Here is a 23,743-nt window from a genome sequence, read left to right on the forward strand (position 1 = left end):
ACGCCGAAAGCGCGCCCGTCGCGCGAGCATCGAACGCGCTTCGGGTGCAACTCAGGAGCACGGCGGCGTGAGTCATCACGCCTGCCACTCGTGCTCGAGGACGGAGTACAGGATGCTGTCCCGCCAGGAGCCGTTCGTGAAGACGTGGTCGCGCAGGACGCCTTCCCGGGTAAAGCCGAGCTTTTCCACCATGGCGATTGAGGCCGCGTTCTCCGGTCCAATGGCCGCGCTGATTCGGTGGAGCCCGAGTTCGGTGAACGCAAAGGTGGTCAGAGCGCGGGCCGCGTCCGTGGCATAGCCGCGGCCCCATTCCGGTGCTGCGATGGCGTAGCCCAGCTTTCCGGCCTTGACGCCAGCGAAGCTGATCCGCGCGAAGCCGATGACGCGGTTGTCACCCTGCTTGGTCACCGCCAGGTAGTACTCCGTCCGCGGCTCTTGCTGAGCGCGTTCGAGAGCCCCCTCGATCATGGCGATGGCCTGGTCCCGGTTACGGCTGTCGAAGGACAGCCACGCGGTTACCTTGTCGTCGCCGATGATCGCCAGGACGTCGTCGACGTCATCGCGGGTGAACTCACGCAGGACAACACGCTTGCTAACGAGGCGAACCGGCCTCACGGGACCGTGGGGACGGACGATGGTGCCGTGGCCGCGCGACGACGTGACGAGCCCTTGCGCTTCGAGAGCTTTGTAGGCCGTGTGGACTGTGGCCTTCGAGCCCTCGCCGGCCGCCACGAGATCCCGGATGTGAGGCAGATGCTGGCCGGGCGCGAAGTCGCCGCGACGGATCTCTGCAGCGAGCCTGTCCGCGAGGTCTTGCCACTTCGGAGCCATTCCGCATCCCCCTCACTTCAGATCTAGTCAACCACAGTCCTAGGACTGGAGGTCAGGAATCAAAGGTCAGCAGCGGTACGTCATAGAGGTTCGGGTTCTTGGGGCGGGTCATCGCCGGGGCGGTAACTTCGACTACGAGCATCTCGACAAGGAACTGCACTTGGGCGCTGAGTAGATGGCTTGTGTGGCCGGTGGCCGATCGGGCCTTCTCCCCCAGCGAGGTGTGGATGTGCGGCAGGACCGTGTCGGTTTCAGCGTCGTACGCGAGCGTTCCGCACCCCATCGCCTCCACCCCGGTCAGATGAACCTTGCTCCAAACCGGGGCCTCGGGGTTCTCGAGCTTCTCGCAGGATCCGACGATCTCTGCTTCGGCGAAGCCAGCGATGAACATGGGGATGTAGCCGTGCCGCACGCCGTTCTGGCGGCAGAAGTCGGCGAGCGTGGGAAAGAAGTCGTCGCCGTGGTCGAAGGTCACGCCGAAGGTCCGGCCGGTGGTGAGTTCGGAGCTGCGCAAGATGGGATCCCGGGGGTATTGGGGCGGTTACGAGAGGGTGCTGAAGATCTGGACAATCTGGTCTTTGTCGGCGCCGGACATCATGAGCAGGTGCAGCAGAATGCGCGCCTTGACCGGGTCCAGCGTGCTGCCGGAGACCAGGCCGCGGGCGAGCAGGTCCGACTCGGAGCCGGGGAAGCCGTAGGTCTGCTGGAGTACGGGACCAGCTCCGGTGCGCGTGGACAGGATCACCGGCATGCGCTTGGCGAGGTCGGTGAGGGCGTCCACGCAGGCCATCGGCACATGGCCGGCTCCGAACGCCGCGACGACCAAACCGTCGACGTGGTCGCCGAGGGCCTGGAGGAGCGTCCCATCATCTCCGATCCCGACCGTGAAGACGGTAGTGCGGATGGCGGGAGCCTTGGCACTCTGGGGGACGATCGTCGGGGCTGTGTCGGGGCGGGCCAGGATCCGTACGCGGTCTTCCGCGACGTAACCGATCGGCCCGGGGTACGAGGTGAAAGCGGTGGGGCTCGTGGAGTGGGTCTTGCGGACCCAGCGAGCGGCGTGGATCTCCTCCCCGAACACGACCAGGCAACCTGTGCCCCTGGCTTCCGTGCTGGCCGCGGCGCGGATCGAGGCCAGCACGTTGGCGGGGCCGTCGGCTCCCGCCATGCTCGCCGTGCGCATGGCGCCCGTGACCACGATTGGCATGTTGCCGGTGGTGACGAGGTCCAGCAGGTACGAGGTCTCCTCGATCGTGTCTGTCCCTTGGGTGACGACCACACCGTCGACCGTAAGGGCGTCGATCTCCACGGCGAGCTCGAGCAGGTCGGAGAACGCCAGCGAGGCGCCGGGAAGGCGGCGGAAGTCGTGCACCTCCACGTGGATACCGGTCTCTGCAAGACCCGGTACGGCTGCGACAAGGTCGTCGGCCGAGAGCGTCGGCGTCGCGCCGCCGTCCGTGTGAGCGGTCATCGCGATGGTGCCGCCGAGCGAGATCACCGCGACGCGCCGGACGTTGTCAGCCATGGTCTCTTCCTCTTCGTGGGCATGCGGGTGTGCGTGGATCAACGATCGGCAGGAAGAGATGCCACGTACGCGCAAGCGGCATCGATACCGGCCGCCGATACGAGTCGGCTGCGGGACTGGATCAGCCCGGACGATCCATATCGGGCGAGCTGGCCGCATCGCTGGATCAGCCAGGGCCACGACAGATCGAGATACTGCGCCAGAGCGCGGAGCCGTCCGGCAGCCGTTGGTGCCGCGGTGAGCGAGTCCGCGTCGACGTCTCGCACTGCGATCGTGAACTCGCGGACGACTGATGACCGGGCTGTCACATCGACATGCCACATACCGTCCCCGCGAACCCAGTTGGCGATCACGGCTTCCTTGTCGGGCGCGACCACGAAGCCTTCGACAGCCTCGTACGCGGGATCGGCCGTGAACTGGGCCTGGATCCCTAATGACTCCATCAGGGCCACGGCCAGGAACAGCAGGATCCGCTCATACCTCGGAGAGGAGCGGACGACCTCCTCCGGCACACAGAAGGCCCGCGTGCTCGTACTGCCGAGTGCCTTGGTGGTCTCCCGCAGGTACGGGTACTTGTGATCGAAGATCAGCCACGCGCTGGCCTCCTCCCCTCGCTGCTCCCGGGTCCAGAACGTGGGCAGCGCCGGTAGATCTGGCAGCGCCCGGATGATGTGGCGGGCGCAGAAGTCCGAGCCCAGCCACATGTGGGCGACGGTGTTCAGCCCGGGTGCGGCCTCCCGGCTGACAGCAGAGGCGGACAGCCGCTCGTAGGCCTTGAGATCGCTGCGCGTCTCGGCAAGAGCCTGGTCATCGGCCTGCAGCGCATCGTCGTAGTTGCTGACCGCCCACAGAATGCCGTAGGTGAGATCGTCCAGCTCGTAGGCGGTGGGTGCGGCGACTTCGTACACGCCGCCGTTCCGCGTGAGTCTGCTGCGGGCCGTGCGGCCATCCAGGGCGTAGAACCTCGCGGCGCCCTCGGTGCTGACTGCACCGACGAGCAGACTGCGATGGGGCCGGGCCAGGAACTCCTCCGTGCGTCGCTGGTCCGGGATGGACACGATCACCCGGCTCCCATCTGAGCGCGCGGGGTGGACCTGGAGCGAGAGCTGGGAGCCGAGCATGGAACGGCCTCCCGGGATGAGCGCCTGCCAGTCGATCCCGAAGTCAGGGGCAGGGCGGGACAGCCGAAGCCCGGACCAGTTCTCGGTGGTACTTCTCGCGAAGCCGAAGGGATCCTCTGCCGAACTGACCACTGCGGTCGCCGGCATGGGGAAGCCAGCCACTGCTGCTGCACCGATCCCCGCCCCGGCGCGCAGCAGCGCGCGTCGATCGAGTGCCACAAGCACCACCGTTCCATCGTCTAGACGTCGAGGGACGAAGATTCCCTCGCCATCAGACGCTGCCGTCTGGGACAGGGCGGTGGCCAGGTCTAACGATGTATCGGATACATGGGGCGCCGCATCGGATACATGGCTGGGCTCGGAGGCACCCTGTGGGATCTCCCGCCACAGCTCGACAAGGAACCCACCAGCACCAAGGGTCCGGTCGATGAGCTCTACCTCAGCCAGGTCTTTCGGTGGGCGGTCGCCGTTCTCCCATCGCTGCACTTTGGCGTGCGAAACGAACGTCTTGGCGGCCAGCTCCCGCATGGACAGACCGCGCGCATTGCGCAGCTCTCGGATCACGTAGCCAAGACGGTGCTGGGGCGACTGTTCCGGCGTCAGCGCCTTGGGCTGCTGCCCCATTTTGAGGCCCCCTCCATGTATCCAAGTCCGTGTATCCAGCGGACGGATACACGGCAACCGTAGAAGTCGCCGGACACCACGCCTACACCTGGAGTGACGGCTCCTCCAGCCGGAACCCCCAACTTCTTCTCCGGGAGGGCGAGATGACTGGATTTCGGCATGTCCACAACGCGACGCACAATGTGGCCGACGCGCACGGTCGGACCATCGACCTCACTCCTACCAGGCCGACGACGACACCGAACTGCCCCTGCACGAGACCTGTTGCAGAACCCCGGGCCCGTGGTCGACCCGGCGCCGTGGTCATACGCGTCGCCGTGATTCTGACCGCTGGCCTGGTCGCATCGGTGCTGCTTTTGGTGATCCGCGACGTCGTCACCACCGTGGTCAGCACTAGCGTTACCGGCCTGATCTTGCGATCCCTGTTGACGCCGGCCAGCCGACGAGAGCGGTGAGCGCAGTGTCCAGCCTGCGACGTCAACCGCGCCTGGCGCGGATATGCCGCCTACTTCCGTCAGGTGCCGGCCGGTCAGCTTCACGCGTCGAACTCGTAGTCCAAGACGTACGTCGCCGAGTCCATGGTCATCTCATTGATCTCCACCGCTCGTCCCTCGGAGTCGAACGCCGTACGGGCCAGCTTGATGACGGACCTGTCAGCAGGAATGGCCAGCCGGGCCGCTTCTTCCGCGGAGGGCATCCGTACGCGGATCTCTTCGCGGAAGCGAGCCGGTGCATGACCAAGGTCGGCCAGGCGGGCGTAGATGCCACCCGGGCCGGTGTCGGCCTGAGTGATCGGCGAGCCTGCCACAAGCGACTGGGGAAGGTACGACTCCGCCACCATGACCGGGCGTCCCTCCATGACATACCGCCGACTGCGGACGCAGACGGTCTCGCCGGGCGCCAGCTCGAACACGTCGCTGATGTGTTCCGGCGGGGGCGTGTCCTCTTGCACCGTGATCTGGTCGACGTCTGGAGCGCGGTGGTCATCTGCGGACCAGATCGTCTTCCCGCTGCCCCACTGGCCGCGGGCCAGCCGGGGAATGCCCCGGCGCCTGATCGGGCGGAACGACTCAACGAACCAACCGGATCCCTTGCGGGACCCCACAAGGCCTTCGCTGCGCAGCACTCCGAGCGCTTGGCGCATGGTCAAGGGGGCCACGTCGAAGTCGGCAGCCAGCGTGTTCTCGCCCGGGAGGCGGTCGCCGGGCTGGTAATCGCCGCGTTCGAGCGCACCCCTCAGTTCTGCGGCAATCCGCAGGTACTTGGGCTGGCTGGTCTGTCCCTCGCGGCTCATCTGTCTCCCTGTGGCGGCTCTCTATAGAGCTGATCGTACGGGCATACGGCCGAGGCGGACGAAGGCCGCTCTCGACAATTTTAGATTTCTCTCCAATGAAACGTTGACCTCTATAAAGAGATTTGCTCTACTGAAGGCATCGCGAGGTCACGACAAGTGATCCGCTGATCACCCGGTGCCGCCCTACTCGACTCACCGCTCAGAACCGCCAGGTCAGACCCCTTGCGAGAGGACCACTCCATGAACGTCACCCGTCGTCCCGCCGCCGGCCCCTCCGAGCCCTTCGACGCAGAGACCGCCGCACTCCTGGACGCCATCGAGGTGGACCTTCCGGAGTTCGGCGACGCTGACCTGGACGTGGCCTTCGGAACGCCGCTGGAGATGTACGAGTTCGTGACCCCCGGCGAGCTGGCTCGCTGGGACGCCGCCGCCAGCTCCAAGAAGGGCGGGAAGGCCGCACGGGAGAAGGTCGCCAGCGAGTTCGCGGCGCGCAGGGCGGCTGCCGAGGACATCCTCGCGACGGACCCCTCGATCAACGAGCTGGTCCGCGAGCGCCTGGTCGACGCGCTCATCCCCTACGCCGCGCAGCTGCGCGTCATGCCGCCGGCCGCCGCCACGGCCCTGCCGGTCGCGGCCTGACCGGTCGCCTCCCGCCGGGTCTTCGGACCCGGCTCCCCCACCCGGAACCGCCCGCGGGCGGCGCCGGATGAGGGAGCCGGACCCACGGTCATCCCGAATCAACTTCATATGTCTGGCTGTCCGTGCTTACACGCCGGCCTTGGTGACGAGTTCGACGCGGTCCCTTGGAGCCACAGCCAGGTGAGCCACCCGCAGCTATTGCGCTGCCCGCCGGTCAGGAAACCGGGCCCCGCCCGGCTCCTGGCTGAAGGAGAACGCAATCGCTACCCAGGGAGTCAACTCGATGCGCCACAACGGCCGCGCCCCCATCAAGGCCAGCAGCCTTCGCCCCGAGCACCTCAACCTCCGCGAGGGCGAGACCCGCATGGTCGTCTGCCCCGAATGCAAGACCTGGCACCGGCTGACCCGGTCGATGATCCACCCCCACCGCGACGGTGTGGAGCAACCGAAGCCCGAGGGCCGCCGCTACCGCGACGCCTCCGTCAAGGCCAAGCCGTCCAACGGCCGCCGCTGCCCCGGCAGCGCGCAGCGCATCGAGATCGACATCACCCCCGAGCAGTGGACCGAGCGGCTGCTCGCCGCTGAGAGCACGGCCTCGAGCCGACGCACCACCAACCCGGTCCGCAAGCCCCGCCCCCAGGCCCCGCCCGCGACCGTCCAGATGAACTCCGCCGCTCGGAGCCCGCGCGAGCAGCTTGCCCAGCACCTCCAGGACGACTGCTCGCAGTGCCGCCTCGGGCACTGCGCCACGGTGATCGAGCTGCGCAAGCTGATCAGCCGCATCGTCCAGACCGAAGTCCCCGCTCTGTACGGGCAGCTGCGCACGGCTCTGCAGCAGCACCGCGCCACCTGCTCGCCGTGCAAGGCGGGCACGCCCTGCGAGGGGGGCCGCCGACTCACCGCCCGGATGTCCGACCTCGCACAGGACCAGATGCGTAGCACCCGTCCCGACCTGTACCGCACCACACGCCAGGTCCCGACAGTCCACCTCACCCGCAATGGCTTCGTCGTCCGGACCGCGACCGCCGCCTCGGACGGCCGCGACGCCAAATGAGGTTGAGGCCGCACGAACGACCGCGGCCCCGGCCATCCCGAGCGATCGGGGAGGCCGGGGCCGCGGCTGCTCGTACGACAGCCGAAACGAAGACGACCCCGGGATAGCGCCCCAGGGCCGTCAGCAGGTCAATCCAGTGGAGGAAAAACCTTGAGTCCCATGATGACATCTCCCGCGCCTCCTGGTGCGCGCGGTGACAGCAGCCCGTGCATGGACGACATGCTGCGCCGGGCCCGCCGGGCCGACTCCGGCCAGCCTGCGGCCCGCCCGGAGCTCCCCGCCGTCGTCCCCGGCCTGTACGTGCGCCACCGCGAGGGCGGGTTCACCGCCCACATCACGGCATCCCCGAACACCTTCAGCAAGGTTCGCCGGCTGACCGCGACGGTGCCGGTGACGCACGGAGCCGACCAGCAGGCCGCGGACACCGCGCAGTGGGTCGTCTCGGAGCTGCTCGGCAACGCCGTGCGGGCCTGCGGCGATCACGTACCGCTGATCGCGGAGGTGTACGCCACCGGCCGCGGTGTGGTGGTGAGCGTGCACGACCCCGTCGGCGAGCTGCTGCCGGTCCGCCGCTCGGTGGCGATGGACAGCGATGACGCGGAGTCCGGGCGCGGCCTGGACCTGCTGGACGTGCTCACCTCCGGGTGGCGCGTCGTCCCCACACCGCTCGGCAAGCAGATCCGATGCCACGTCGGCGGCACGAAGTAGCACCTCCCGCCGAAGGGGCGGGTGTGAGGAAGGTCAGCCCGGTGATGGCGCGCACGTTGCGCTGGAGGTCCGCTGATCACCGCACCCTGCCCCTTCGGCTTGCCCGCACACACGACCCCGCCTGAACGGCCCGCTACGGAGGACACACATGGACTGGCGTCACAACGCCGTTTGTCGAGAAGAGGACCCCGAGCTCTTCTTCCCCATCGGCAACACCGGCCCGGCACTGCTGCAGATCGAGGAAGCCAAATCGGTCTGCCGTCGCTGCCCCGTCATCGAGCAGTGTCTGCAGTGGGCGCTGGACTCCGGCCAGGAGCACGGCGTCTGGGGCGGGCTGAGCGAGGACGACCGCCGCCGCATGAAGCGCCGCGCCGCACGTAACCGGGCCCGGGCCGCGGCACAGGCCCGTGGCTGAATCCCTGTACGACCGCTATATGAAGGCCCGTGCCGCCAACCGCGCGCACGGTGAGACCTGCACCAGGTGCTCGCCGGACGCGCGGTGCGACCCCGGCCAGCGTCTGTACGAGTCGTTCGCCCGACTCCAGGACGCCTACCTCGCCAAGCAGAAGCAGAAGCGGGGCTGACCCGCAGCGCGGAACGGAAACTCAACTCCCCGCCCGCACCATGCCGCTCCCCCAGGCCGGTCGCCCGCACCACGGGCGGCCAGCCTTTCGCACGCCTCCGGTCCGGGAGAGTCTCGGGCCCGCTTCCCCGCCAGGAGAGCCCATGCGCAGCAGCACACCGCTCGACACCGCGACGACCGCCACGGGCGCCACTCGGCTGCCGGACTCGCTGTGCACCCACACACCGAAGTGCCCGACCGCCGACAGCCCGGACCGGGAGGCCGCCCACGCCGTGGCCAGCCACCCGGAGCAGGGCTGGAGCCTGCTGTGCAACGGCGTCCTGATCTTCGAGGACAACGGCGAGCTCCTCCCCGACGGCCAGGTCATCGCCCCACACCGGCACCTCGCGCTGGCCTGACGGAGGCCTGACCCGCCCGGCCCTGCCCGCAGTTGCTCAAGCGGCGGGGCGGGACGCGGTCCAGGGAGCCGGACAGCCCGGCACAAGTAGGAGGACCCCGGAAATATTCAAGACGATGCGCGCCAGGCGGCGACACAACCGCCTGATGAAGGTCGCCGACCACCTGATCCGAGACGCGGCGGTGACGTCCTCTTCCGGACCCGAACGGGTCACCACCGCTCAGGTTGCCTGCCTGGCGTTCGCGCGGCATCAGCTGCGCATCGACGAGGAGGAGGCCGCCGACTACCTGGCCGCCGCCCTGGTCGCCCGCGGCTACAGCACTGATCACAAGCCCGCGACCGCTGTCTGACGGCTGCCTGACCCGCCCGGCCTGGCCCCGCCCTGCGGGCTGGTCCGGGCGCGGTCCAGGGGAGCCGCGCAGCCGCGCTCCGTCTGTCTGCTGGGAGGTCCCATGTCCCACACCATCCCGTTACGCGCGCCCCTGGACGACACCGGGCTGCCGCGCAAGAACCTGACCGCCGCGAGCGGTCCCGCCGTTCAGCGCCCGAGCACCGCTGGCCAAGGAGGCACCACCATGCCCGCCGGAGACACCTTCACCATCACGCCCGACGAGCACCGGCAGATCTGGGAACGCCTGAGCCCGCACTTGCCGCGGTACCTCAGGAAGGTCGAAAACCACCCCTCGGGCTGGGGCCTGCGCTTTGAGTTCCTCCCGTTCACCGGCCGGGAAGACGCGCCGGCCGTGCCCCGCTCCTTCTACGACGACCCTCGACTGAAGTACGTCTGGGAGTCGGAGGACCCGGCCGAACACCGGGTGCGCAAAGCGGCCGACCGCATCCTGAGCGACCTGTACGACCAGGCGTACGAGGAGTGGAAGGACGCCGCCTACGTTGCCGACCTGCGCCAGGCCGTCCAGGACGCCCCCGACCGCTGGAAGGCCTACGAGCGGGAGCTGAAGGCGCTTCAGGCGGCGTACGACTACCTGCGCACCCCGCAGGCCGGATCCGAGTGGCCGGCCGCCATCTCCCGCCTGATCGACGCGCAGGAGCGCGCCCGGGCCGCCGCCGTCGCGTTCGACGAGCGAGCGAGGGACATCGCCGCGGCCCACTATAAGCACCTGCATGCCGACCTGGGCCGGGTCCAGGCCCTGACGAAGGCCGGCTACCCCGAGGCCAAGGACTGGCACGTCGGGGACGGATTCGGCGGCCACTTCAGCGACTCCCTCAAGGAATCGGTCGACCGCCTCATCGAGCAGCAGGACGCCCATGTCACCAAGGTCGCCCGCCTGTCCGGCATGGGCGCCGGCTGACCTCAAGCAATCGAAGGAGCCCATCAGTGAGCGAGACCAAGAGCATGAACTGGCGGCCATCCCCGCGCGGGGTGGTGCTGAGCATCCTGGGGGTCATCACCCTGGGGGTGGCCATCCTGTCGGTGGCCGTGTCCTACGACATCCTGGAGCCCCGGTTCGGTGGCTGGGCAGTGCCGACCGTGGGCGCCCTGGACGCCTTGTGGGTCGTGTTCCAGGCCACGGAAGTGCTGGCGGGCAACAACCGTGCCCGTGTCCGCCGCGTCCAGTACGCCGGTCTGGCCCTGACGTTCGTCAATGCGGCCATCCCCACGGCCGAGCTGATCGTGTCCCGGACCGACGGCTTCGACCTGGCCGTCGTCCTCACTCCGATCGCCATCGTCGCGACCAAGGGCGCCTGGTGGCTGGCCCTGCCGTCGCTCGGGCGCAAGACGTCGGCCGAGACTCTCCAGACGATCGCTGAGAAGCGTCAGAAGGTCGCGGACCAGCTGGAGGCGATGGAGGCCGAGGCCGCCCACCGCATCGAGCTCCTGGACGTGGCCAAGGAGCTCCAGAAGCGCGTCACCGAGGCCGAGACGGACTACCGCAAGGCCGTCCTGGAAGCCCAGAAGAAGATGACCGAGGAGCTGCACACCACGGCCGAGGCCACCGCCAAGACCGTCCAGGACAAGGCTCTGCCGCCCTCGGTCGCGGCGATCGCCCTGCCGCAACTGGAGCAGCTGGAGACGTGGACGCCGACCGCGCCCGCCCTGCCCGTCACGGCCGACCGTGACGCCTCCGGGTCGAATCCTCTGGCCCTGACCGACGGGCGTGACGCCTCCGGCACGGGCGCTGACCGCCGTCACGCAGGTCAGGGCGATTTCACGGGCGACCGTGACGGCAAGCGTCACACCGGGCGTGACGCCGACCGTGACGCCGTCACGCTCGCCGACCTCGCGGCCGTCGCGGGCGTGCCGACCCCGCAGCCCGGCGAGCAGCTGACCGACCAGCAGCTCGACGTCGTGCTGCGGCACCTGCGCTACCGCGACGACCCGCCGGCGTCCTACCGCCAGGCCGGCGCCGCCTTCCGCGACGCCGGTTTCGTCGGCAGCGAGAAGCGAGTGCGCCGCGCCTGGAGCGCACTGCTGTCGAACGAGGAGACCGACACGGCCGAGGAGACCGACACGGCCGACGAAGACGAGGACGCGGAAACGGACGCCTGACTGACACCCCTCTCAGACGGGGTGAACGCCCTGTTATGTCCGGCACCACCAGTGAGGGCCAGCCCGCAGTTGCGGGCTGGCCCTTGCTGCGACTGCCGGAAGCGAAACCGCAGTCGACCAGCGCAGACCCGGCGAGTGACCCGGCGAGCGAACCCCCTGGTTCGCAGACCCAGGAAGCAGACCCGGCGAGCGCTGGACAAACCCACTGGAAATCGAAAGCGCGTGCGGCTATATGTTCCGCCGACCCGCTCATGATCATCGTGAAGGAGAGGGGTGTGGCAAAGAAGAAACAGCAGGCCAGCGACGACATGGCGGGACAGGCAGCAGGCGCGATCGGCGTCCTCGCCACCAGCTTCGGCGTCCTCGCCGCCATCAAGGACAAACTCGGCCTGTCCTGGCCGGCCACCGTCCTGCTCACCGCCGGGGCGCTGGTCGCCCTCGGCTACGGCGCATGGCGGCTCCGTACCGGGGCCAACCGGCTGCTGACGGGCACCGCGAAGCCGTCGGCCGGCGGGCGCAGCGCTTCCGTAGCCCTCAAGCAGGACGTGCCCGCGGCCTCCCTGGACGGGGAGCAGGAGGACGCTGAGGCGACCCCGGCGCACCCGGAACTCACCGCAGCACTGCGCACGGCCGGCGTCATCGGCAGTGAACAGGTGATCCGGGCCGACGAGGTCACGATCTCTCAGATGCAGACCGGCGATCTCTACGACTTCCTGGTCCCCAAGGGCCGCACATACGAGGACGTCGAGAAGCGCCTGGGCACCGTGGCGGGCATGTTCGGCGTGACCCGCCTGCACCTGACCCTGGAGCGCAGCCGCGACAACGAACGCCGGGTGAAGCTGCTCAAGCTGCACGAGCCCCCGTTCACCCGCCCGTTCCCGGCCCCGACCCGCCAAGAGATCGAGACGTTCGCCGGGGTCCCGCTCGGTCACGACGTCACCGGCCAGCTCGCCGGCGTGCCCACGTTCGACAAGGCGTCGCTGCTGGTCGCGGGCATGACGCAGATGGGCAAGACCACCCTGGTCAACGGGCTCATCACCTGCCTGCTGATCGCGTACGGCGAATTCGAGCTGTATTTGCTCGACGGCAAGTTCTGCGGACTGACCCGTTTCGAGCCGATCGCCACCCGCTACGAGTCGTCCGATGACCCGGCCGTGTTCTGGGACATGGTGCAGGAACTCAACGCCCGCTCGGACAGCCGGTACGCGGAAATTACGGAAGCTATTCGTAACCGTCAGCCCGTTCCCAAATTCAAGCCGGTCATCTTCATTGTGGACGAAGCGGCCGACTTCTTCGCCTCAGGCTCCACGAACGAGGAAAAGGACCAGGCCAAGGAGATCGCCAAGGACACACGGCAGCTCGTTTCCAAGTCCCTGGAATCCGGAATCTCCACGGTGCTCATGACGCAGCGCCCATCCGTGAATGCCATTCCCGTAGAGGTAAGGGACCAGTTCCTCTACCGCATGTGCCTGTACGTGGCATCGGCGGGAACTGCCAAGGTTGCTCTCGGCGACACCTATTTCGAAACGGTCGCACCGATCAACCCGGTACTCCTCGACCCGGATATCAAGGGTCAGGCGGTCCTCTTTGCCAACGGGCGATCCACCCTCATCCGGGGATTCAACTTCGACGACAAGTTCATCTGGGACGTGGTGGACGAAAAAGTCACCAAGCGAGTGGAAGCGGTGCCGGAAGAAACTCCGCTCAGGCAAGCCATCGACCTGATGCGAAGCAAGGGCGTGGACTTCATGACCACACCCGACATGGCGCCCGCCCTCGGAATCCTGGAAGACGATCCGGTAAAGCGCGGAAAAAAGCTCAACGAGCTTCTGGGCGGCCCTCGGACCTACAAGAACGCGCAGGGCCGTGGCTACCGCCTGGACGACCTCATCGCCTTCGCGCAGTCCGCTACCTGACCGCCACGAGCACCGCCACCACGCCGCCGCCGACCGCCACGACACCGCCATCTCAGCGGCTCCATGGCGGTCCAGCACGAGCACATGGCGGTGCCATGGCGGGCCGCCATGGCGGAGCTGACCTGCGAAAACACTCCAAGACCCCCGAGGAAGGAGGCAAGACGCTCTTGAGAGCCTCTACAGCGGTCACCGTCGGCATAGGAGCCACGGCGGCCGTGGCCGCAGCCGCGCTCGTGCAAGGCGCCGGCGACAACCCCGTCGGCACGGCCCTCAGCCTGGCCGTCCCAGCCCAGTACCAACGCCTGATCGAGGACGCGGGAAACACCTGCCCGGAGGTCAGCCCGAATCTGCTCGCCGCGCTCCTGACGCAGGAATCGGGTTTCAATCCGAAAGCCTCGTCGCCGGTCGGCGCGCAGGGAATCGCGCAATTCATGCCGTCCACCTGGGAAACCCACGGCATCGACGGCAACGGAGACGGAAAGCGCAACGTGTGGGATCCCGAAGACGCGATCCCATCATCGGCCAAGTATCTCTGCACCATTGCCGAGGACGTGAACGACGTTCCCGGTAACAAGCAGAGCAACATGCTGGCCGCCTACAACGCAGGCAGCGGCGCCGTCCGCAAATACGGCGGCATACCGCCCTACAAGGAAACACAGACATACGTCCGCTCAATCACCGCACTCGCCAACCAGAACTCCGGCGGCGGGAAGTCCGCCACAACGGACCAAGGCATTGCTGCTGTCAACGCGGCTCAAAAAATGCTCGGCAAACCATATGCATGGGGCGGAGGAAACGCGAACGGCCCCAGCACGGGCACCTGCTGCTCGCCCAAGGGCCGGTCCGGTGAATCCATCACTGGCTTCGACTGCTCCGGGCTCACGCTATACGCCTACACGCAGGCCGGTATCACCCTGCCCCGCACGGCAGCCCAGCAATACGCCGCATCGGAACCCGTCAAACGCGACGAGGCGAAACCCGGGGATCTCGTCTTCTACGGCCCCAGCGCCTCCGGAATTCACCACGTCGGAATCTACGTCGGCGGCGGCTACATGCTCGATGCCCCCCGGCCCGGAACCCAGGTCCGCTTCTCCCCCCTGGATTCCATGAGCGACCTGTACGCCTTCGCACGACCCGTATCCCCCAACAACAAGGAGATCTGATCCATGCGCAAGTTCATCCTGGCCAAGCCCGTCGACATGTCCACCGGCTTCAAGGACTTCTTCGACACCATCGGCCTCACGGGCGGAGGCCTGGTCACCAAGGGCATCGCCGCCGTGATCGCCGTGATCGCTGTCCGCATGCTGCTCCAGCTGTCCAGCGACCCCAAGGGCGCCCTGCGGAAGGGCTCGATGGCCATCGGCACCCTGTTCGTGGCGGTGGTGCTGGCCCTGTACGGGGACACGCTCTTCTCCACCGTGACCGAAGCCAAGGGCTGACCATGGCGGAGAAGAACAACTGCCGCCAGCTGGACGGGCTCGCCCGGCAGTACTGCGAGCAGGACACCGGCGACCAAGGAGGCGGCGGCGGTGGAGGCGCTGGCGGTGGAATCACCGACGGCGCCGCCGGCCGCGTCGAAGACCTCGCCAACATCCTGATCAAGAAGATCGAGCAGCTCATCGCGCCGGAGCACGCGTGGGCGCCGGCGAAGGCCGACAGCGTGCTGTACGAGCCGTTCCTGTGGCTCGGTCAGCACCTGGCGGTCGCCATCTTCGTGTGCGTGGTCGTCGTGTGCGCCCTGACCGCCTGGCAGGGCGCACCCCGCCTGAAGCAGATGGGCGCCTCCACCGGATGGGCCCTCGTGGCCGTCGCCTGCATGGCGTCGGTCCCAGGGGCCGTGATGCTCCTGAACAAGGCCGTGAGCGCCGCGTTCACGGCCGCGTTCGACAGCAACGAGGCGACCCTGTTCGGCGCGATCCGCGACGATCTGGAGAACGGAGCGGACTCAGAAAACCCCCTGGCGATGCTGCTGATCATCTCCGCGCTGGTCGTCGCCCTGGCCTTCGCCGCGCTGGTCTTCATCACGCGCCAGCTCGGCATCCTCGCCTTCGTGTGCCTGGCGCCCCTAGTGCTGGCCTCATTGGCACGCGGCGGCGACATGACCGCCGTCAAGGCCTGGGCCCAGCGGTTGCTGGGGCTGATGTTCGCCCCGTTCGCGCTGCTGCTGGTCTCGCCGTTCGTTGAGTTCGCCAAGGGCTCGCTCGTGGTGGACACCGTCCTGCTGGTCGCCGCAGATGCCCTGATGCTGCGGATGATCTTCCACGGTGTGCCCTACTTCGGGCCCAAGGTGGCCGGCGCCGCCCGGGCCCTGGTGGAACGCCACACGGACATTCCCCTGGCCCGGGCCGCTGTGCGGGTCGGCGCGCCGACCGTCTACGAGCAGGAGAACGCTCCGCGGGTGCCGCGCACGGTGGACACGCCCGGCCGGGCCATGTCCAAGGACCGCGGGGTGCTGTTCGCCGCCTACGGCCTCAAGCCGCACCAGCGGCCGGGACGGCTGACCACCGAGTCCGCCGTCGCCAAGGCCACGCGGGATCAGACCGACCGCGCGACCCGCAACACGCAGATGCGCCAGGCGCGCCAGCAGGCGCGCGCCACCGTCCCGTCTCCGGCACCCACCCCCAACGCCAACCCCGTTCGAAATCCCCGGCCGGCACCTGCCCGGCCGGGCAATCCCTAAGGAGGAGAAGTCATGTACTCCCTGACCCCCGGCTATCGCATCCCCGCCCTCCAGCGCGGGCTCAGCCCCATGGAGACTCTGCTGACGAAAGCGAACGCCGGGGTCGGGGGTGCAGTCCTGATGTCGGCGATGATCACCCCGCCGCCTGTGTGGACCTTCGGCGTGGTGGGCGCGGCCGCGGCGCTGCTCAATGTGGCGCCCGGGCCGCGCTCGCTCGCCCGGTGGGCGGCGGTCGGCTACCGGCACCTGCGCGAGCGCACCGTGCCCGACTCCGTGGTCACCGCCCCGGGAGCGACCGCGACGTGGGCGCTGTATCCGGAACACGGCACGATGCAGGACCCGCAGCGGCGGGCCGACTTCCACGCCGCCTTCTCCAAGGCTCTGGTGTTCGCCGGCGGGCAGGCCCGCACTGCGGGGATCCAGGTTCACGTCACGCACCACGCCACCACCGGCGACTACACCACGCACACCCAGACCCTCTCCGTCCACGTGCCCAAGGGGCTTGTTGGCCAGCCCGCCCGGGTCATCGACACCCTGGCAAGCGAGTTCGCCTCCCTCGGTGCCCTGACCCCCGTCGAGCCGGAGCCCATTCCGGCCGTGACCGAACGCGGCCCCAGCTGGGCCGCGCTTGAGGACGGCCGCTACGCGGCCACCGCACGGATCACCTCCTGGCCCGACGAGACCGACGGAGACCTCATGCCCAAACTCCTGCTCGGGCATGAGGCCGACCGCTCCCTCGCGGTGTTGTACCGGCCGCTGCCGGCGGGCCAGTCCCGCCGGTCGGCGAAGTGGCAGCGGGCTGCGGCGGAGGCCTTCACCACCGACAAGGTCAAGCAAGACGCCCACGAGATCGCCAGCGGAACGACCCACGGCGCGCTGGTCCAGGGCGCCACCCTCGTGGACATCGACGCCTACCTCACCGTGTGGGGCGACTGCCCCGAGACGGTGACGGACGGCCGCTGGCAGGCCTCCCTCACCGCCGACCGGCACCGCATTCACCTGGACTGGCTCGCTGGCCAGCAGCACCGCGCTCACGTGATGACCACACCCCACGGAGCCGCCACCCGGAAAGGGGTGATCTTCTGATGATTCGCCTGCCCTCCACTCACGCCGCGATCACGGCGCCGCTGGTCGCTTCCAACAGCAGCTTCCCCGGCATCCCGATCGGACGGTCCCTGCTGGACGGGAGGCCCTTCCACCTCTCCCCCGTCCTGACCGACACCGCGGTGCTCCCGTCGACGAACAGCCTCGGCCTGGGCGGCCTGGGCTCCGGCAAGAGCACGACGGCGAAGGCACGGATCCGCCGCGACATCCTCCAGCACGAACACCAGGCCGTCGTCATCGACAGCTTCGGTGAGGACAACGCCGGAGAGTGGGCACCGCTCGTGCGGTCCCTGGGCGGGCGGGTCATCGAGGCCGGCGCCTTCACCCTCAACCCGTGCAGCTCCCTGTTCCCGCCGGAGGTCCGCGAGCAGCTGATCCGGTCGCTGATCGCCGCTGTCGAGCCCGGAGCGCTCACTCCCCAGGCCGCCCACGCGCTCCAGCACGCCCTGACCCACCCGAAGGCGACGTCGCTGACCGGGCTGGTCGACGCTCTGGTCCGACCCGAGGACGGCCGGTGGCCGGCCGCGAGGCTCACCGAGTGGGGCGAGGGCGCCGCGATCGCCCTGTCCCGCTACACCGAAGGCTCGTTGCGGGGACTTTTCGACGGGCAGGACGCGAGCCTGCCGGAGACGGACCTGCCGATCCTGAGCTTCGACTTCACCGGCCTGGACCGCAATTCCCCGGCGATCCCGTCCCTGATGGCCGCCGTGTCGTGCTGGGCGGAGCACGTGTGGCTGCCCCAGTCGACCGCCGTGCACCGGCACCTGGTGCTCGAGGAAGCGTGGCAGATCCTGCTGTCCCCGGCCACGAGCGAGCTGATCCAGCGGCAGCTGAAGAACTCCCGGAAAGCGGGGCTGTCCCTGGACGTCGTGATGCACACGCTGTCCGACCTGGGCGACGGCAAGGCGCAGGACCTGGCGCGGCTGTGCGAGATCGCGCACGTCGGCCGCCTGGGACCGGAGGAAGCGGCAGCCGTCGGAGCTCTGCTCGGTCTGCCCGCCTGGGCGGTCGAGCAGATCCCGACGCTCGAACCAGGACAGGCCGTGTGGAAGGTCGGCCCCGACTACGTCGACATCATCCAGACCGTCCTCAGCGACGAGGAACTCAAGCTCACGGACACCTCGTCCCGCCGCCGCAAGGCGCAGCAACCCCTGGTCGTCGAACAGGAACCTGCCGCGGTGGTGGCGGAATCCGGCGAGTGCAGTGATGAAGTCCAGCTTGAGGACCTGTCGGCGCCAGTTGAGCAGGCCACCGAAGACGCTGCCGACGAGGGGGACTGGGACTGGGAGCTGCCTCCGAACGTCGTGGATACCAGGGACGCCATTCTCGCCCGGCACGAGACCGTCATCCAGGCCGCGCTGGACGGCCGGTGCGACGAAGCCGCTCAGCTGGCCGCCCTCCACGAGCGGGAGGACATCCAAACCCACGGCCTCTACTCTGCCCAGGCCCTTGCCTGGTTGGAGACCCGGGCGCAGGTGGCTGAACTGAGCGGAAGCACTGACCAGGCGACCCAACTGCGCGCTACCGTCGCCCGCATGGGGAAAGGCGACTGGATCCAGCAGACCGACGACCGCACAGCACCGCAGTGGCACCGTGGGCCCGAACCATCCACCCCCGTGCCGCCCGCCGACCTGCCCGTCGACGACGCAGCGCCCGCGCCGAAGCGCCGGCGCTGGCCCTACGTCGCCGCGGTCGCCGCCCTGTCCATCACCATCGCCGCGGTGTACCAGAACGCGGAGAACGACCGGCAGAGCCGGGAGCGGCAAGAGAAGGCCGAAGCCTACAAGGGGCGGTCGGGGGCAGCGCTGCACATGGATGGCGTGGAGGCAGACCTAGTTGCGCAGTGGAGCGGCGATAGGGACCGCGTCATCGTGGAGCTGCGCACGTTCTTCGACCGCAACGCGCAGTATCTGCGGATCGACGCCTCCGGGAAGAGCGCCTACACCACCCGTGGTGAGGACCGCTGGTACCCCAAGGCTCCTGAGGTCGCCTTGCCGGTGACGGACCCCCTCGCCGACGTGACGGTCCGAGTCGCGGTGGGGGGAAAGACCTGGAAGGAAGGCGCCCGGGCCGACTCCCGGACGGTGCGTCTCTCGCCCACCGGGGTCGCGTACGACGCAGAGACCGGTGAAAAACTCCCATCCGATCTCTCCTCCGATCGCTGACTCCGAGCAGGGAGTCGCGTTGAGGGCCCGCACCCCTTGAGGGGTGCGGGCCCTCAACGCGTCCAAACCACTCCGGAGGTTCTGCCTGGCCCTCGCACCCGCGCTCCGGCCCGGGATGCGAGGACCGGACAGGCCGCCCGGCCTCCCCTCAAAACAGCTCCTGTCCAAGCCACGCCCCGCCGATCGACGTTCGACGTCGGCGGGGCGCGGTGCTGTCCAGTCGCCCCGGCAGCGTGAAGGAGACGCCCGTGCTCACTCGCCGCCCGCGCCGCCGGATTGGTCGGCCGCGCCCGCACCGCCCCGGCCCTCGCTACCCCTACCGCCCCTGCCGGTGGGAGACGAGGTGACCGCACGCGCACAGCCAGCGGATCCGCAGGGCTTACCAACTGGAGTTCACGCGGGTTCCTTGGAGCCCTCTGGTGCGAGAACAGTGCAAGTGAGGAGGTGAGAGCCTTCTCGTCGACTGTCACTCGTTCGTGTCGGATTCCCCGAGTTGCTGTCAGATTCTGCGAGTACGGCCAGTAACTTGCGAGGCTATGGGGGAATCGGGAAGTCGCCGCCGCCTAACGTTGCTCACCGGGCAGTCGGGGGACGGCGACTTACACGATGCCGATGGGCCTGACGGCAGTGGTCTGGCCGATGTCCAGGTGCTCCAGCGGCGGGCCGCCGCACAGACCCATGCCGTCGACGAGCAGGGCTTCTACCTGGAGACCGTGTCGGAGTATCTGTGGGCCCGGGACGTCGCCGGGCTTGCTCCCACGACCTTGGAGAAGCTGGTCCAGCCGGTGATGGAGCTGTGCTCCTTCTACGACCTGGTCCCCTGGCGGCTCACGCCGCGGCACGTGGACCGCTTCTACACCGGCCAGGGCCGCCGGGCCCGCTCTACGGTGCGGAGCAAACTGACCAAGGTCGACAGCTACTTCGCGTTCCTGGAACAGCGCTATGCAGGTGAGATCGCCCGACGGTTCGGTGCGACGGTCGAGTCGCCGGTCGACACGTTCAACAGGCCAGTTCACCGGGGTGACTTCGGCCTGCGCATTCCTCCGTCACAGCGAGCGTTGACGGAGTGCTTCGCGCAGTGGCGGGCATCGCTCCCGGCGGCGCGCAAGTACCAGGTGGCCGTACGCGACTACGTGATGGCCAAACTCGCCTACATCTCCGGGGTCCGCGCGAGCGAATTGTGCGCGGTCCGCCTCGGAGACATCCACTGGGAGCTTGGCCAGTGGGGCCGGTTCGTGGTCCAGGGCAAGGGGGCTGGCGGCTCGGGCAAGCGTGAGCGGCAGGCGTACCTGTTCGCCGAGGGACGCGAACTGCTGTGGTGGTACATCGAGGAAGTCCGCGGGGCATTCAGCGACGACCCCCTGGATCCGGCAGCACCGCTGTTCCCCTCCGAACGGCGTCCCCGGGCGCTGGCCTCCGCGGGCATCACCGTGTCCACGGCCGTGCAGCCCGACGCGTTCCGCAAGGCCCTCAGGACGGCCGGTGAGCTCTATCTTCCCGGGCCGGTGACCTGCTTGATTCCCCACCTGCTGCGGCACGCGCGGGCCACCCACCTCTACGAGAGCGGCATGGCGCTGTGGGACGTCCAGAAGGTCCTTGGCCACATCTGGGCCAGTACCACGGTCGGCTACCTGTCGACCGTCCAAGCGGACCCGGAGCTGGCCAGCCTGTAGTCCGCACGCCGGGCAGTTCGACGGTTGAGCATGGAGGCATGAGCGATGAAGTGGAACCTGCGGATGGTCGCCGCACAGCGCGACATCTGGAGGCCGACGCAGCTGCAAGCGGTCCTCGCGGAGGTGGGGTTCACGCCGTCGCTGAGCAAGGTCGCGGCACTCTGGAGCGGCAAGCCGGTCACGGTCCGGCTGGAGGACCTGGACAAGATCTGCGCAGCGTTGGACTGCACCGTCGCTGACCTTATGCAGGCCGAGCCGGAGTCGTATCTCGCCTCCCGCGAGCACGACGAACGACGGGTGGCCGGCGCCCGGCCCGATCACGGCGCCGCGGTCCGTCCCGTTCCGGGCAACGGCCCTGGCCTGCGCGGGCTTCCGCCCAACTGATCGGCAACGGGATGCACTGGCGTCAGGTGGTCTTCCGGTTCGGCCCGGACCTGCCGGTCCCGCGCTGGCGCCCCTGGTCGCCAGGGCCGAGCTCACCGACCGTCTGTGACGATCCGCGAGTCTGTCCCCCGCAGATCCCCGGTCAGCTGTCCTGGACGCAACTGCCCCGGACGCTGACGATCGAGCACGCGCATCGGATCGCGGACCGCTCCTTCCCGGAGCTGCCCGCGGTCGCCGCGGCGGTCGATCACATGGCGGCTGAACGGCAGCTGGGCGAGGCATGGAAGCGCCTGGCCCTTCACATGGCCCGTCTCGCGCTGGCCGGCCGGGAAGCCGACCAGCAGTTGGTACGCGAGCAGGACCTCGCTCGACTCCCGGAACTGCGCGGACCGTTGGTGGAGTTGTTCCGTCGCGCTGGGCTGCTGCGGCGCCGCCCGAACCGGTGGCATCTGTCACTGCATCCCCATGCCTCGGCTGTGAGCTGCGAACACTGCCTGTCCTGGTCCGGCACCACCGCGAAGCTCTGTTCCGCCTGCAAGAACTGGAATCGGTTCAACGACACCGGCGAGTGCCGGCGCTGCCACCGAGTCCTTCCGCTCTCATTGGGGCGCTGCCGAAGCTGCCGTGTCGTCCATCTGGAGCAGACTCTGGCCGACGCCCCGGTCCTCGACCAACTCTGGTTCGGCGGTGAAATCGACATCTACGCGAACAAGACCGGTCGCGACCTCAAAACCGCACGACGGCATCAGGCTCGCCGAGCCAGAGCGGCCCGCCGCTACTGGCCTGAGCACCTGATCGACCCCGCTCAACTCGAACTCTTCCCGGCGCCGGAGCGGGACTGGACAGCGATCCGCGACCCCGGGCTACTGAAGATCACGCCCGAGGCGCAGTACCTCGTCGACGAACTCGACCGACTCGCCCGAGCGCAGTCCTGGTCCAGCGCCACTCGCAAGAAGAGCCTCCGCACCCTGCGGGTGCTGCTGGCCTGGCTAGGCACCGACACCCCGATACCTGAGCGCGACGTCTACGGCGCCGGGAGCATCACCGAGCACTACAACACCGTCCGAGTCGCCGGATTCCTGCAGACCAAGGGCCTGCTGGCCCCGGATTCACAGGCGGTCGGCACCGACGAGGCATCCGTGCACCGGTGGGTGGGCCAGGCACCCGCGCAGTTCCAGGCGGACCTTCGCGCCTGGGTGTCCGTGCTCCGCGGCGAGGGCAAACGGCCCTCACCAGCCATGCCCTGGAACACGATCCGCGGCTACATGCTGCACGTCGTGGCCGTCCTTCCCGTCTGGGACCACCTCGGGTCACTCAACGAAGTCACCGAGGAGGAGGTGAAGACGGCCGCCGTCAACTACTCGTACTTCACCGGGCTGCGGTCGCTCTTCAGGGCCCTGCGGCGCGAGCGCCGGATCTTCCGCGACCCGGCCAGGAACGTGCACCTGACCGCGCCCGTCAGGGTCCCGCGGCCCATCCCGGCGGACCGGCTCAAGGGTCTCTTGGACCAGGTCCCCGGCATCAAGACAAGCTCGCTCTCGTCCTGATGGCTGTCTATGCCGTCCGTCCCAAACAAGTCGCCGAGATTCGGCTCGACGACCTCGACCGCTCCATCGGGCGCCTGCGGATCCGCAGACCGAACCGGCTCGACCACGAGATCCACCTGGACGACTTCACACTGCAACTCGTCAAGGACTGGCTGATCGAGCGCCACCAGCTGTGGCCACTGAGCACCAACCCCTACCTGATCGTCAGCCCCATCACCGCCCTGCACGTCGACCGGCCCGCCGTCGGCCCCTCCAACTTCAAAGCACTCCGCGACCGAATCGGCATCAACCCCACCCAGCTCCGGCAGGACCGGCTCCTCGACGAGGCCCGCGAAACCGCCGACCCGATCCGGCTGATGCGACTGTTCGGGATCACCTCGCACACCGCGATCCACTACGTCCGCACGGCTTACGCCGAGCGCTTCACCATCGATCCCACTCAGGCCTAGCAGGCGCTGGACGAAATCCAGTCCTCGTTGCTGCGATGGCGGCCCAGCCCCACGGCCTCGAACTCGTCCTCGCCCAGACTCCTTCGGGCGCCCAGCCGCCGCAGGGCCTGGGAGATGGGGCTGACTGCTCGCGAGAACCGCTTCTTCGTCGGCTCATCCAGCGGCCCCAGTGCCAGCGCGCCGTCAGCCCAGACAGCGGCTCGTTGCTCGCCGACTCCGCCGAAGTATTCGGCCTCCACATAGGCGATCGGCCCCGCAGCAGACCACTGAGCCAGCAGCGAGTCGAAGCCCCCTGGCAGCCGCCAGAACCCCAGGTCTCGTCCGTCGCTGCCGTCCGTGACGGCATCGAAGACCTCATCGGTCATCGGCATCAGCGACAGGCCCTGGCCAAGAGGCACCACTTGGGATCCAGGAACCTCGCGCGACCCGACGCGCAGCACCCCGTCACTCGCGATGACCGCCTGCAATTCGTAACCCACCCCGAGCCCTCCCCAACCGATTGGAGCCTCATCTTGCCTGACACGTCGCGACTGAACCCGC

The 23,743-nt window shown here is 68.6% G+C and carries 25 protein-coding genes; 19 read left to right on the forward strand and 6 right to left on the reverse strand.

All coding sequences use genetic code 11. The features are described 5' to 3' along the window. Positions 1-75: 75 nt before the first annotated feature. The 5 genes from ABFX81_RS40160 to ABFX81_RS40180 form a co-directional block, all read right to left on the reverse strand. Positions 76-831 (reverse strand): GNAT family N-acetyltransferase, encoded by a 756-nt coding sequence (locus tag ABFX81_RS40160; RefSeq protein WP_086851901.1) that lies wholly within the window; start codon positions 829-831, stop codon positions 76-78. Between the two features lie 52 nt (positions 832-883). Continuing rightward, the gene (locus tag ABFX81_RS40165; RefSeq protein ID WP_086851899.1) at positions 884-1,345 is read right to left on the reverse strand and encodes a PCC domain-containing protein; all 462 of its coding nucleotides are present in this window, start codon (positions 1,343-1,345) and stop codon (positions 884-886) included. Positions 1,346-1,372: 27 nt separating this feature from the next. Then, on the reverse strand, positions 1,373-2,356 hold the full coding sequence (locus ABFX81_RS40170) for an asparaginase domain-containing protein (RefSeq protein ID WP_086851897.1): 984 nt from the start codon (positions 2,354-2,356) through the stop codon (positions 1,373-1,375). A gap of 38 nt (positions 2,357-2,394) precedes the next feature. Continuing rightward, positions 2,395-4,101: a helix-turn-helix domain-containing protein gene (locus ABFX81_RS40175; RefSeq protein ID WP_086851895.1), complete on the reverse strand. Its 1,707-nt coding sequence runs from the start codon at positions 4,099-4,101 to the stop codon at positions 2,395-2,397. Between the two features lie 535 nt (positions 4,102-4,636). Then, a complete protein-coding gene (locus tag ABFX81_RS40180; protein WP_086851893.1) occupies positions 4,637-5,395 on the reverse strand; it encodes a UTRA domain-containing protein in 759 nt (252 codons plus the stop codon). Between the two features lie 240 nt (positions 5,396-5,635). On the opposite strand from ABFX81_RS40180, the gene ABFX81_RS40185 reads away from it, so the two are divergent. The 19 genes from ABFX81_RS40185 to ABFX81_RS40275 all read left to right on the forward strand — a co-directional run bounded on the left by ABFX81_RS40185 (position 5,636) and on the right by ABFX81_RS40275 (position 23,203). Beyond that, positions 5,636-6,034, forward strand: coding sequence for a hypothetical protein (locus ABFX81_RS40185; RefSeq protein WP_086851891.1), 399 nt, complete (start codon positions 5,636-5,638; stop codon positions 6,032-6,034). 283 nt (positions 6,035-6,317) lie between these two features. Then, entirely contained in the window at positions 6,318-7,088 is a 771-nt protein-coding gene (locus tag ABFX81_RS40190; RefSeq protein WP_346139498.1) for a hypothetical protein, read from the forward strand. A 210-nt stretch (positions 7,089-7,298) separates the two neighbouring features. Then, entirely contained in the window at positions 7,299-7,796 is a 498-nt protein-coding gene (locus ABFX81_RS40195; RefSeq protein WP_346139499.1) for an ATP-binding protein, read from the forward strand. Positions 7,797-7,944: 148 nt separating this feature from the next. Continuing rightward, on the forward strand, positions 7,945-8,211 hold the full coding sequence (locus ABFX81_RS40200) for a WhiB family transcriptional regulator (protein WP_086851887.1): 267 nt from the start codon (positions 7,945-7,947) through the stop codon (positions 8,209-8,211). Next, positions 8,204-8,380 carry a hypothetical protein gene (locus ABFX81_RS40205; RefSeq protein ID WP_346139500.1) on the forward strand — a complete coding sequence of 59 codons (177 nt, stop codon included), beginning with the start codon at positions 8,204-8,206 and terminating at the stop codon, positions 8,378-8,380. Before ABFX81_RS40200 ends, ABFX81_RS40205 begins: the two co-directional genes overlap by 8 nt. Before the next feature lie 208 nt (positions 8,381-8,588). Further along, the gene (locus tag ABFX81_RS40210; protein ID WP_346139549.1) at positions 8,589-8,777 is read left to right on the forward strand and encodes a DUF5999 family protein; all 189 of its coding nucleotides are present in this window, start codon (positions 8,589-8,591) and stop codon (positions 8,775-8,777) included. Positions 8,778-8,922: 145 nt separating this feature from the next. Then, positions 8,923-9,126: a hypothetical protein gene (locus tag ABFX81_RS40215; RefSeq protein ID WP_346139502.1), complete on the forward strand. Its 204-nt coding sequence runs from the start codon at positions 8,923-8,925 to the stop codon at positions 9,124-9,126. A 102-nt stretch (positions 9,127-9,228) separates the two neighbouring features. After that, positions 9,229-10,086 carry a hypothetical protein gene (locus ABFX81_RS40220; RefSeq protein WP_086851881.1) on the forward strand — a complete coding sequence of 286 codons (858 nt, stop codon included), beginning with the start codon at positions 9,229-9,231 and terminating at the stop codon, positions 10,084-10,086. A 26-nt stretch (positions 10,087-10,112) separates the two neighbouring features. Further along, positions 10,113-11,285, forward strand: a complete 1,173-nt coding sequence (locus ABFX81_RS40225; RefSeq protein ID WP_086851879.1) for a hypothetical protein — start codon at positions 10,113-10,115, stop codon at positions 11,283-11,285. Positions 11,286-11,320: 35 nt separating this feature from the next. Further along, entirely contained in the window at positions 11,321-13,201 is a 1,881-nt protein-coding gene (locus ABFX81_RS40230; RefSeq protein WP_086851877.1) for an FtsK/SpoIIIE domain-containing protein, read from the forward strand. Between the two features lie 215 nt (positions 13,202-13,416). Then, the gene (locus ABFX81_RS40235; RefSeq protein WP_346139503.1) at positions 13,417-14,364 is read left to right on the forward strand and encodes a bifunctional lytic transglycosylase/C40 family peptidase; all 948 of its coding nucleotides are present in this window, start codon (positions 13,417-13,419) and stop codon (positions 14,362-14,364) included. A 3-nt stretch (positions 14,365-14,367) separates the two neighbouring features. After that, a complete protein-coding gene (locus ABFX81_RS40240) occupies positions 14,368-14,640 on the forward strand; it encodes a hypothetical protein (RefSeq protein WP_086851873.1) in 273 nt (90 codons plus the stop codon). A gap of 2 nt (positions 14,641-14,642) precedes the next feature. Then, positions 14,643-15,881 carry a hypothetical protein gene (locus ABFX81_RS40245; protein WP_086851871.1) on the forward strand — a complete coding sequence of 413 codons (1,239 nt, stop codon included), beginning with the start codon at positions 14,643-14,645 and terminating at the stop codon, positions 15,879-15,881. A gap of 12 nt (positions 15,882-15,893) precedes the next feature. Then, positions 15,894-16,967, forward strand: coding sequence for a hypothetical protein (locus ABFX81_RS40250; RefSeq protein ID WP_086851869.1), 1,074 nt, complete (start codon positions 15,894-15,896; stop codon positions 16,965-16,967). Next, on the forward strand, positions 16,967-19,150 hold the full coding sequence (locus ABFX81_RS40255) for a hypothetical protein (protein ID WP_086851867.1): 2,184 nt from the start codon (positions 16,967-16,969) through the stop codon (positions 19,148-19,150). The genes ABFX81_RS40250 and ABFX81_RS40255 overlap by 1 nt, the downstream gene beginning before the upstream one ends. A gap of 647 nt (positions 19,151-19,797) precedes the next feature. Continuing rightward, positions 19,798-20,823, forward strand: a complete 1,026-nt coding sequence (locus tag ABFX81_RS40260; protein ID WP_346139505.1) for a tyrosine-type recombinase/integrase — start codon at positions 19,798-19,800, stop codon at positions 20,821-20,823. Positions 20,824-20,868: 45 nt separating this feature from the next. Then, positions 20,869-21,207: a helix-turn-helix domain-containing protein gene (locus ABFX81_RS40265; RefSeq protein ID WP_346139506.1), complete on the forward strand. Its 339-nt coding sequence runs from the start codon at positions 20,869-20,871 to the stop codon at positions 21,205-21,207. Between the two features lie 11 nt (positions 21,208-21,218). Next, complete coding sequence (locus tag ABFX81_RS40270) at positions 21,219-22,754, forward strand: hypothetical protein (protein ID WP_086851863.1); 1,536 nt, start codon at positions 21,219-21,221, stop codon at positions 22,752-22,754. Beyond that, complete coding sequence (locus ABFX81_RS40275) at positions 22,754-23,203, forward strand: hypothetical protein (RefSeq protein WP_086851861.1); 450 nt, start codon at positions 22,754-22,756, stop codon at positions 23,201-23,203. Before ABFX81_RS40270 ends, ABFX81_RS40275 begins: the two co-directional genes overlap by 1 nt. Here the strand turns inward: ABFX81_RS40275 and ABFX81_RS40280 are convergent. Further along, positions 23,200-23,682 carry a hypothetical protein gene (locus tag ABFX81_RS40280; RefSeq protein ID WP_346139507.1) on the reverse strand — a complete coding sequence of 161 codons (483 nt, stop codon included), beginning with the start codon at positions 23,680-23,682 and terminating at the stop codon, positions 23,200-23,202. The genes ABFX81_RS40275 and ABFX81_RS40280 overlap by 4 nt on opposite strands. Positions 23,683-23,743 lie beyond the last annotated feature (61 nt).

This window comes from Streptomyces coeruleofuscus (genome assembly GCF_039532725.1).
Classification (GTDB): domain Bacteria; phylum Actinomycetota; class Actinomycetes; order Streptomycetales; family Streptomycetaceae; genus Streptomyces; species Streptomyces coeruleofuscus.

Excerpts from the sequence above, each read along its gene's own strand:
- ABFX81_RS40160 (WP_086851901.1), bottom strand. The coding sequence starts at position 831 with ATGGCTCCGAAGTGGCAAGACCTCGCGGACAGGCTCGCTGCAGAGATC.
- ABFX81_RS40170 (WP_086851897.1), bottom strand. The coding sequence starts at position 2,356 with ATGGCTGACAACGTCCGGCGCGTCGCGGTGATCTCGCTCGGCGGCACC.
- ABFX81_RS40175 (WP_086851895.1), bottom strand. The coding sequence starts at position 4,101 with ATGGGGCAGCAGCCCAAGGCGCTGACGCCGGAACAGTCGCCCCAGCAC.
- ABFX81_RS40180 (WP_086851893.1), bottom strand. The coding sequence starts at position 5,395 with ATGAGCCGCGAGGGACAGACCAGCCAGCCCAAGTACCTGCGGATTGCC.
- ABFX81_RS40185 (WP_086851891.1), top strand. The coding sequence starts at position 5,636 with ATGAACGTCACCCGTCGTCCCGCCGCCGGCCCCTCCGAGCCCTTCGAC.
- ABFX81_RS40190 (WP_346139498.1), top strand. The coding sequence starts at position 6,318 with ATGCGCCACAACGGCCGCGCCCCCATCAAGGCCAGCAGCCTTCGCCCC.
- ABFX81_RS40195 (WP_346139499.1), top strand. The coding sequence starts at position 7,299 with ATGGACGACATGCTGCGCCGGGCCCGCCGGGCCGACTCCGGCCAGCCT.
- ABFX81_RS40200 (WP_086851887.1), top strand. The coding sequence starts at position 7,945 with ATGGACTGGCGTCACAACGCCGTTTGTCGAGAAGAGGACCCCGAGCTC.
- ABFX81_RS40215 (WP_346139502.1), top strand. The coding sequence starts at position 8,923 with ATGAAGGTCGCCGACCACCTGATCCGAGACGCGGCGGTGACGTCCTCT.
- ABFX81_RS40220 (WP_086851881.1), top strand. The coding sequence starts at position 9,229 with ATGTCCCACACCATCCCGTTACGCGCGCCCCTGGACGACACCGGGCTG.
- ABFX81_RS40230 (WP_086851877.1), top strand. The coding sequence starts at position 11,321 with ATGTCCGGCACCACCAGTGAGGGCCAGCCCGCAGTTGCGGGCTGGCCC.
- ABFX81_RS40240 (WP_086851873.1), top strand. The coding sequence starts at position 14,368 with ATGCGCAAGTTCATCCTGGCCAAGCCCGTCGACATGTCCACCGGCTTC.
- ABFX81_RS40245 (WP_086851871.1), top strand. The coding sequence starts at position 14,643 with ATGGCGGAGAAGAACAACTGCCGCCAGCTGGACGGGCTCGCCCGGCAG.
- ABFX81_RS40250 (WP_086851869.1), top strand. The coding sequence starts at position 15,894 with ATGTACTCCCTGACCCCCGGCTATCGCATCCCCGCCCTCCAGCGCGGG.
- ABFX81_RS40255 (WP_086851867.1), top strand. The coding sequence starts at position 16,967 with ATGATTCGCCTGCCCTCCACTCACGCCGCGATCACGGCGCCGCTGGTC.
- ABFX81_RS40265 (WP_346139506.1), top strand. The coding sequence starts at position 20,869 with ATGAAGTGGAACCTGCGGATGGTCGCCGCACAGCGCGACATCTGGAGG.
- ABFX81_RS40270 (WP_086851863.1), top strand. The coding sequence starts at position 21,219 with ATGCACTGGCGTCAGGTGGTCTTCCGGTTCGGCCCGGACCTGCCGGTC.
- ABFX81_RS40275 (WP_086851861.1), top strand. The coding sequence starts at position 22,754 with ATGGCTGTCTATGCCGTCCGTCCCAAACAAGTCGCCGAGATTCGGCTC.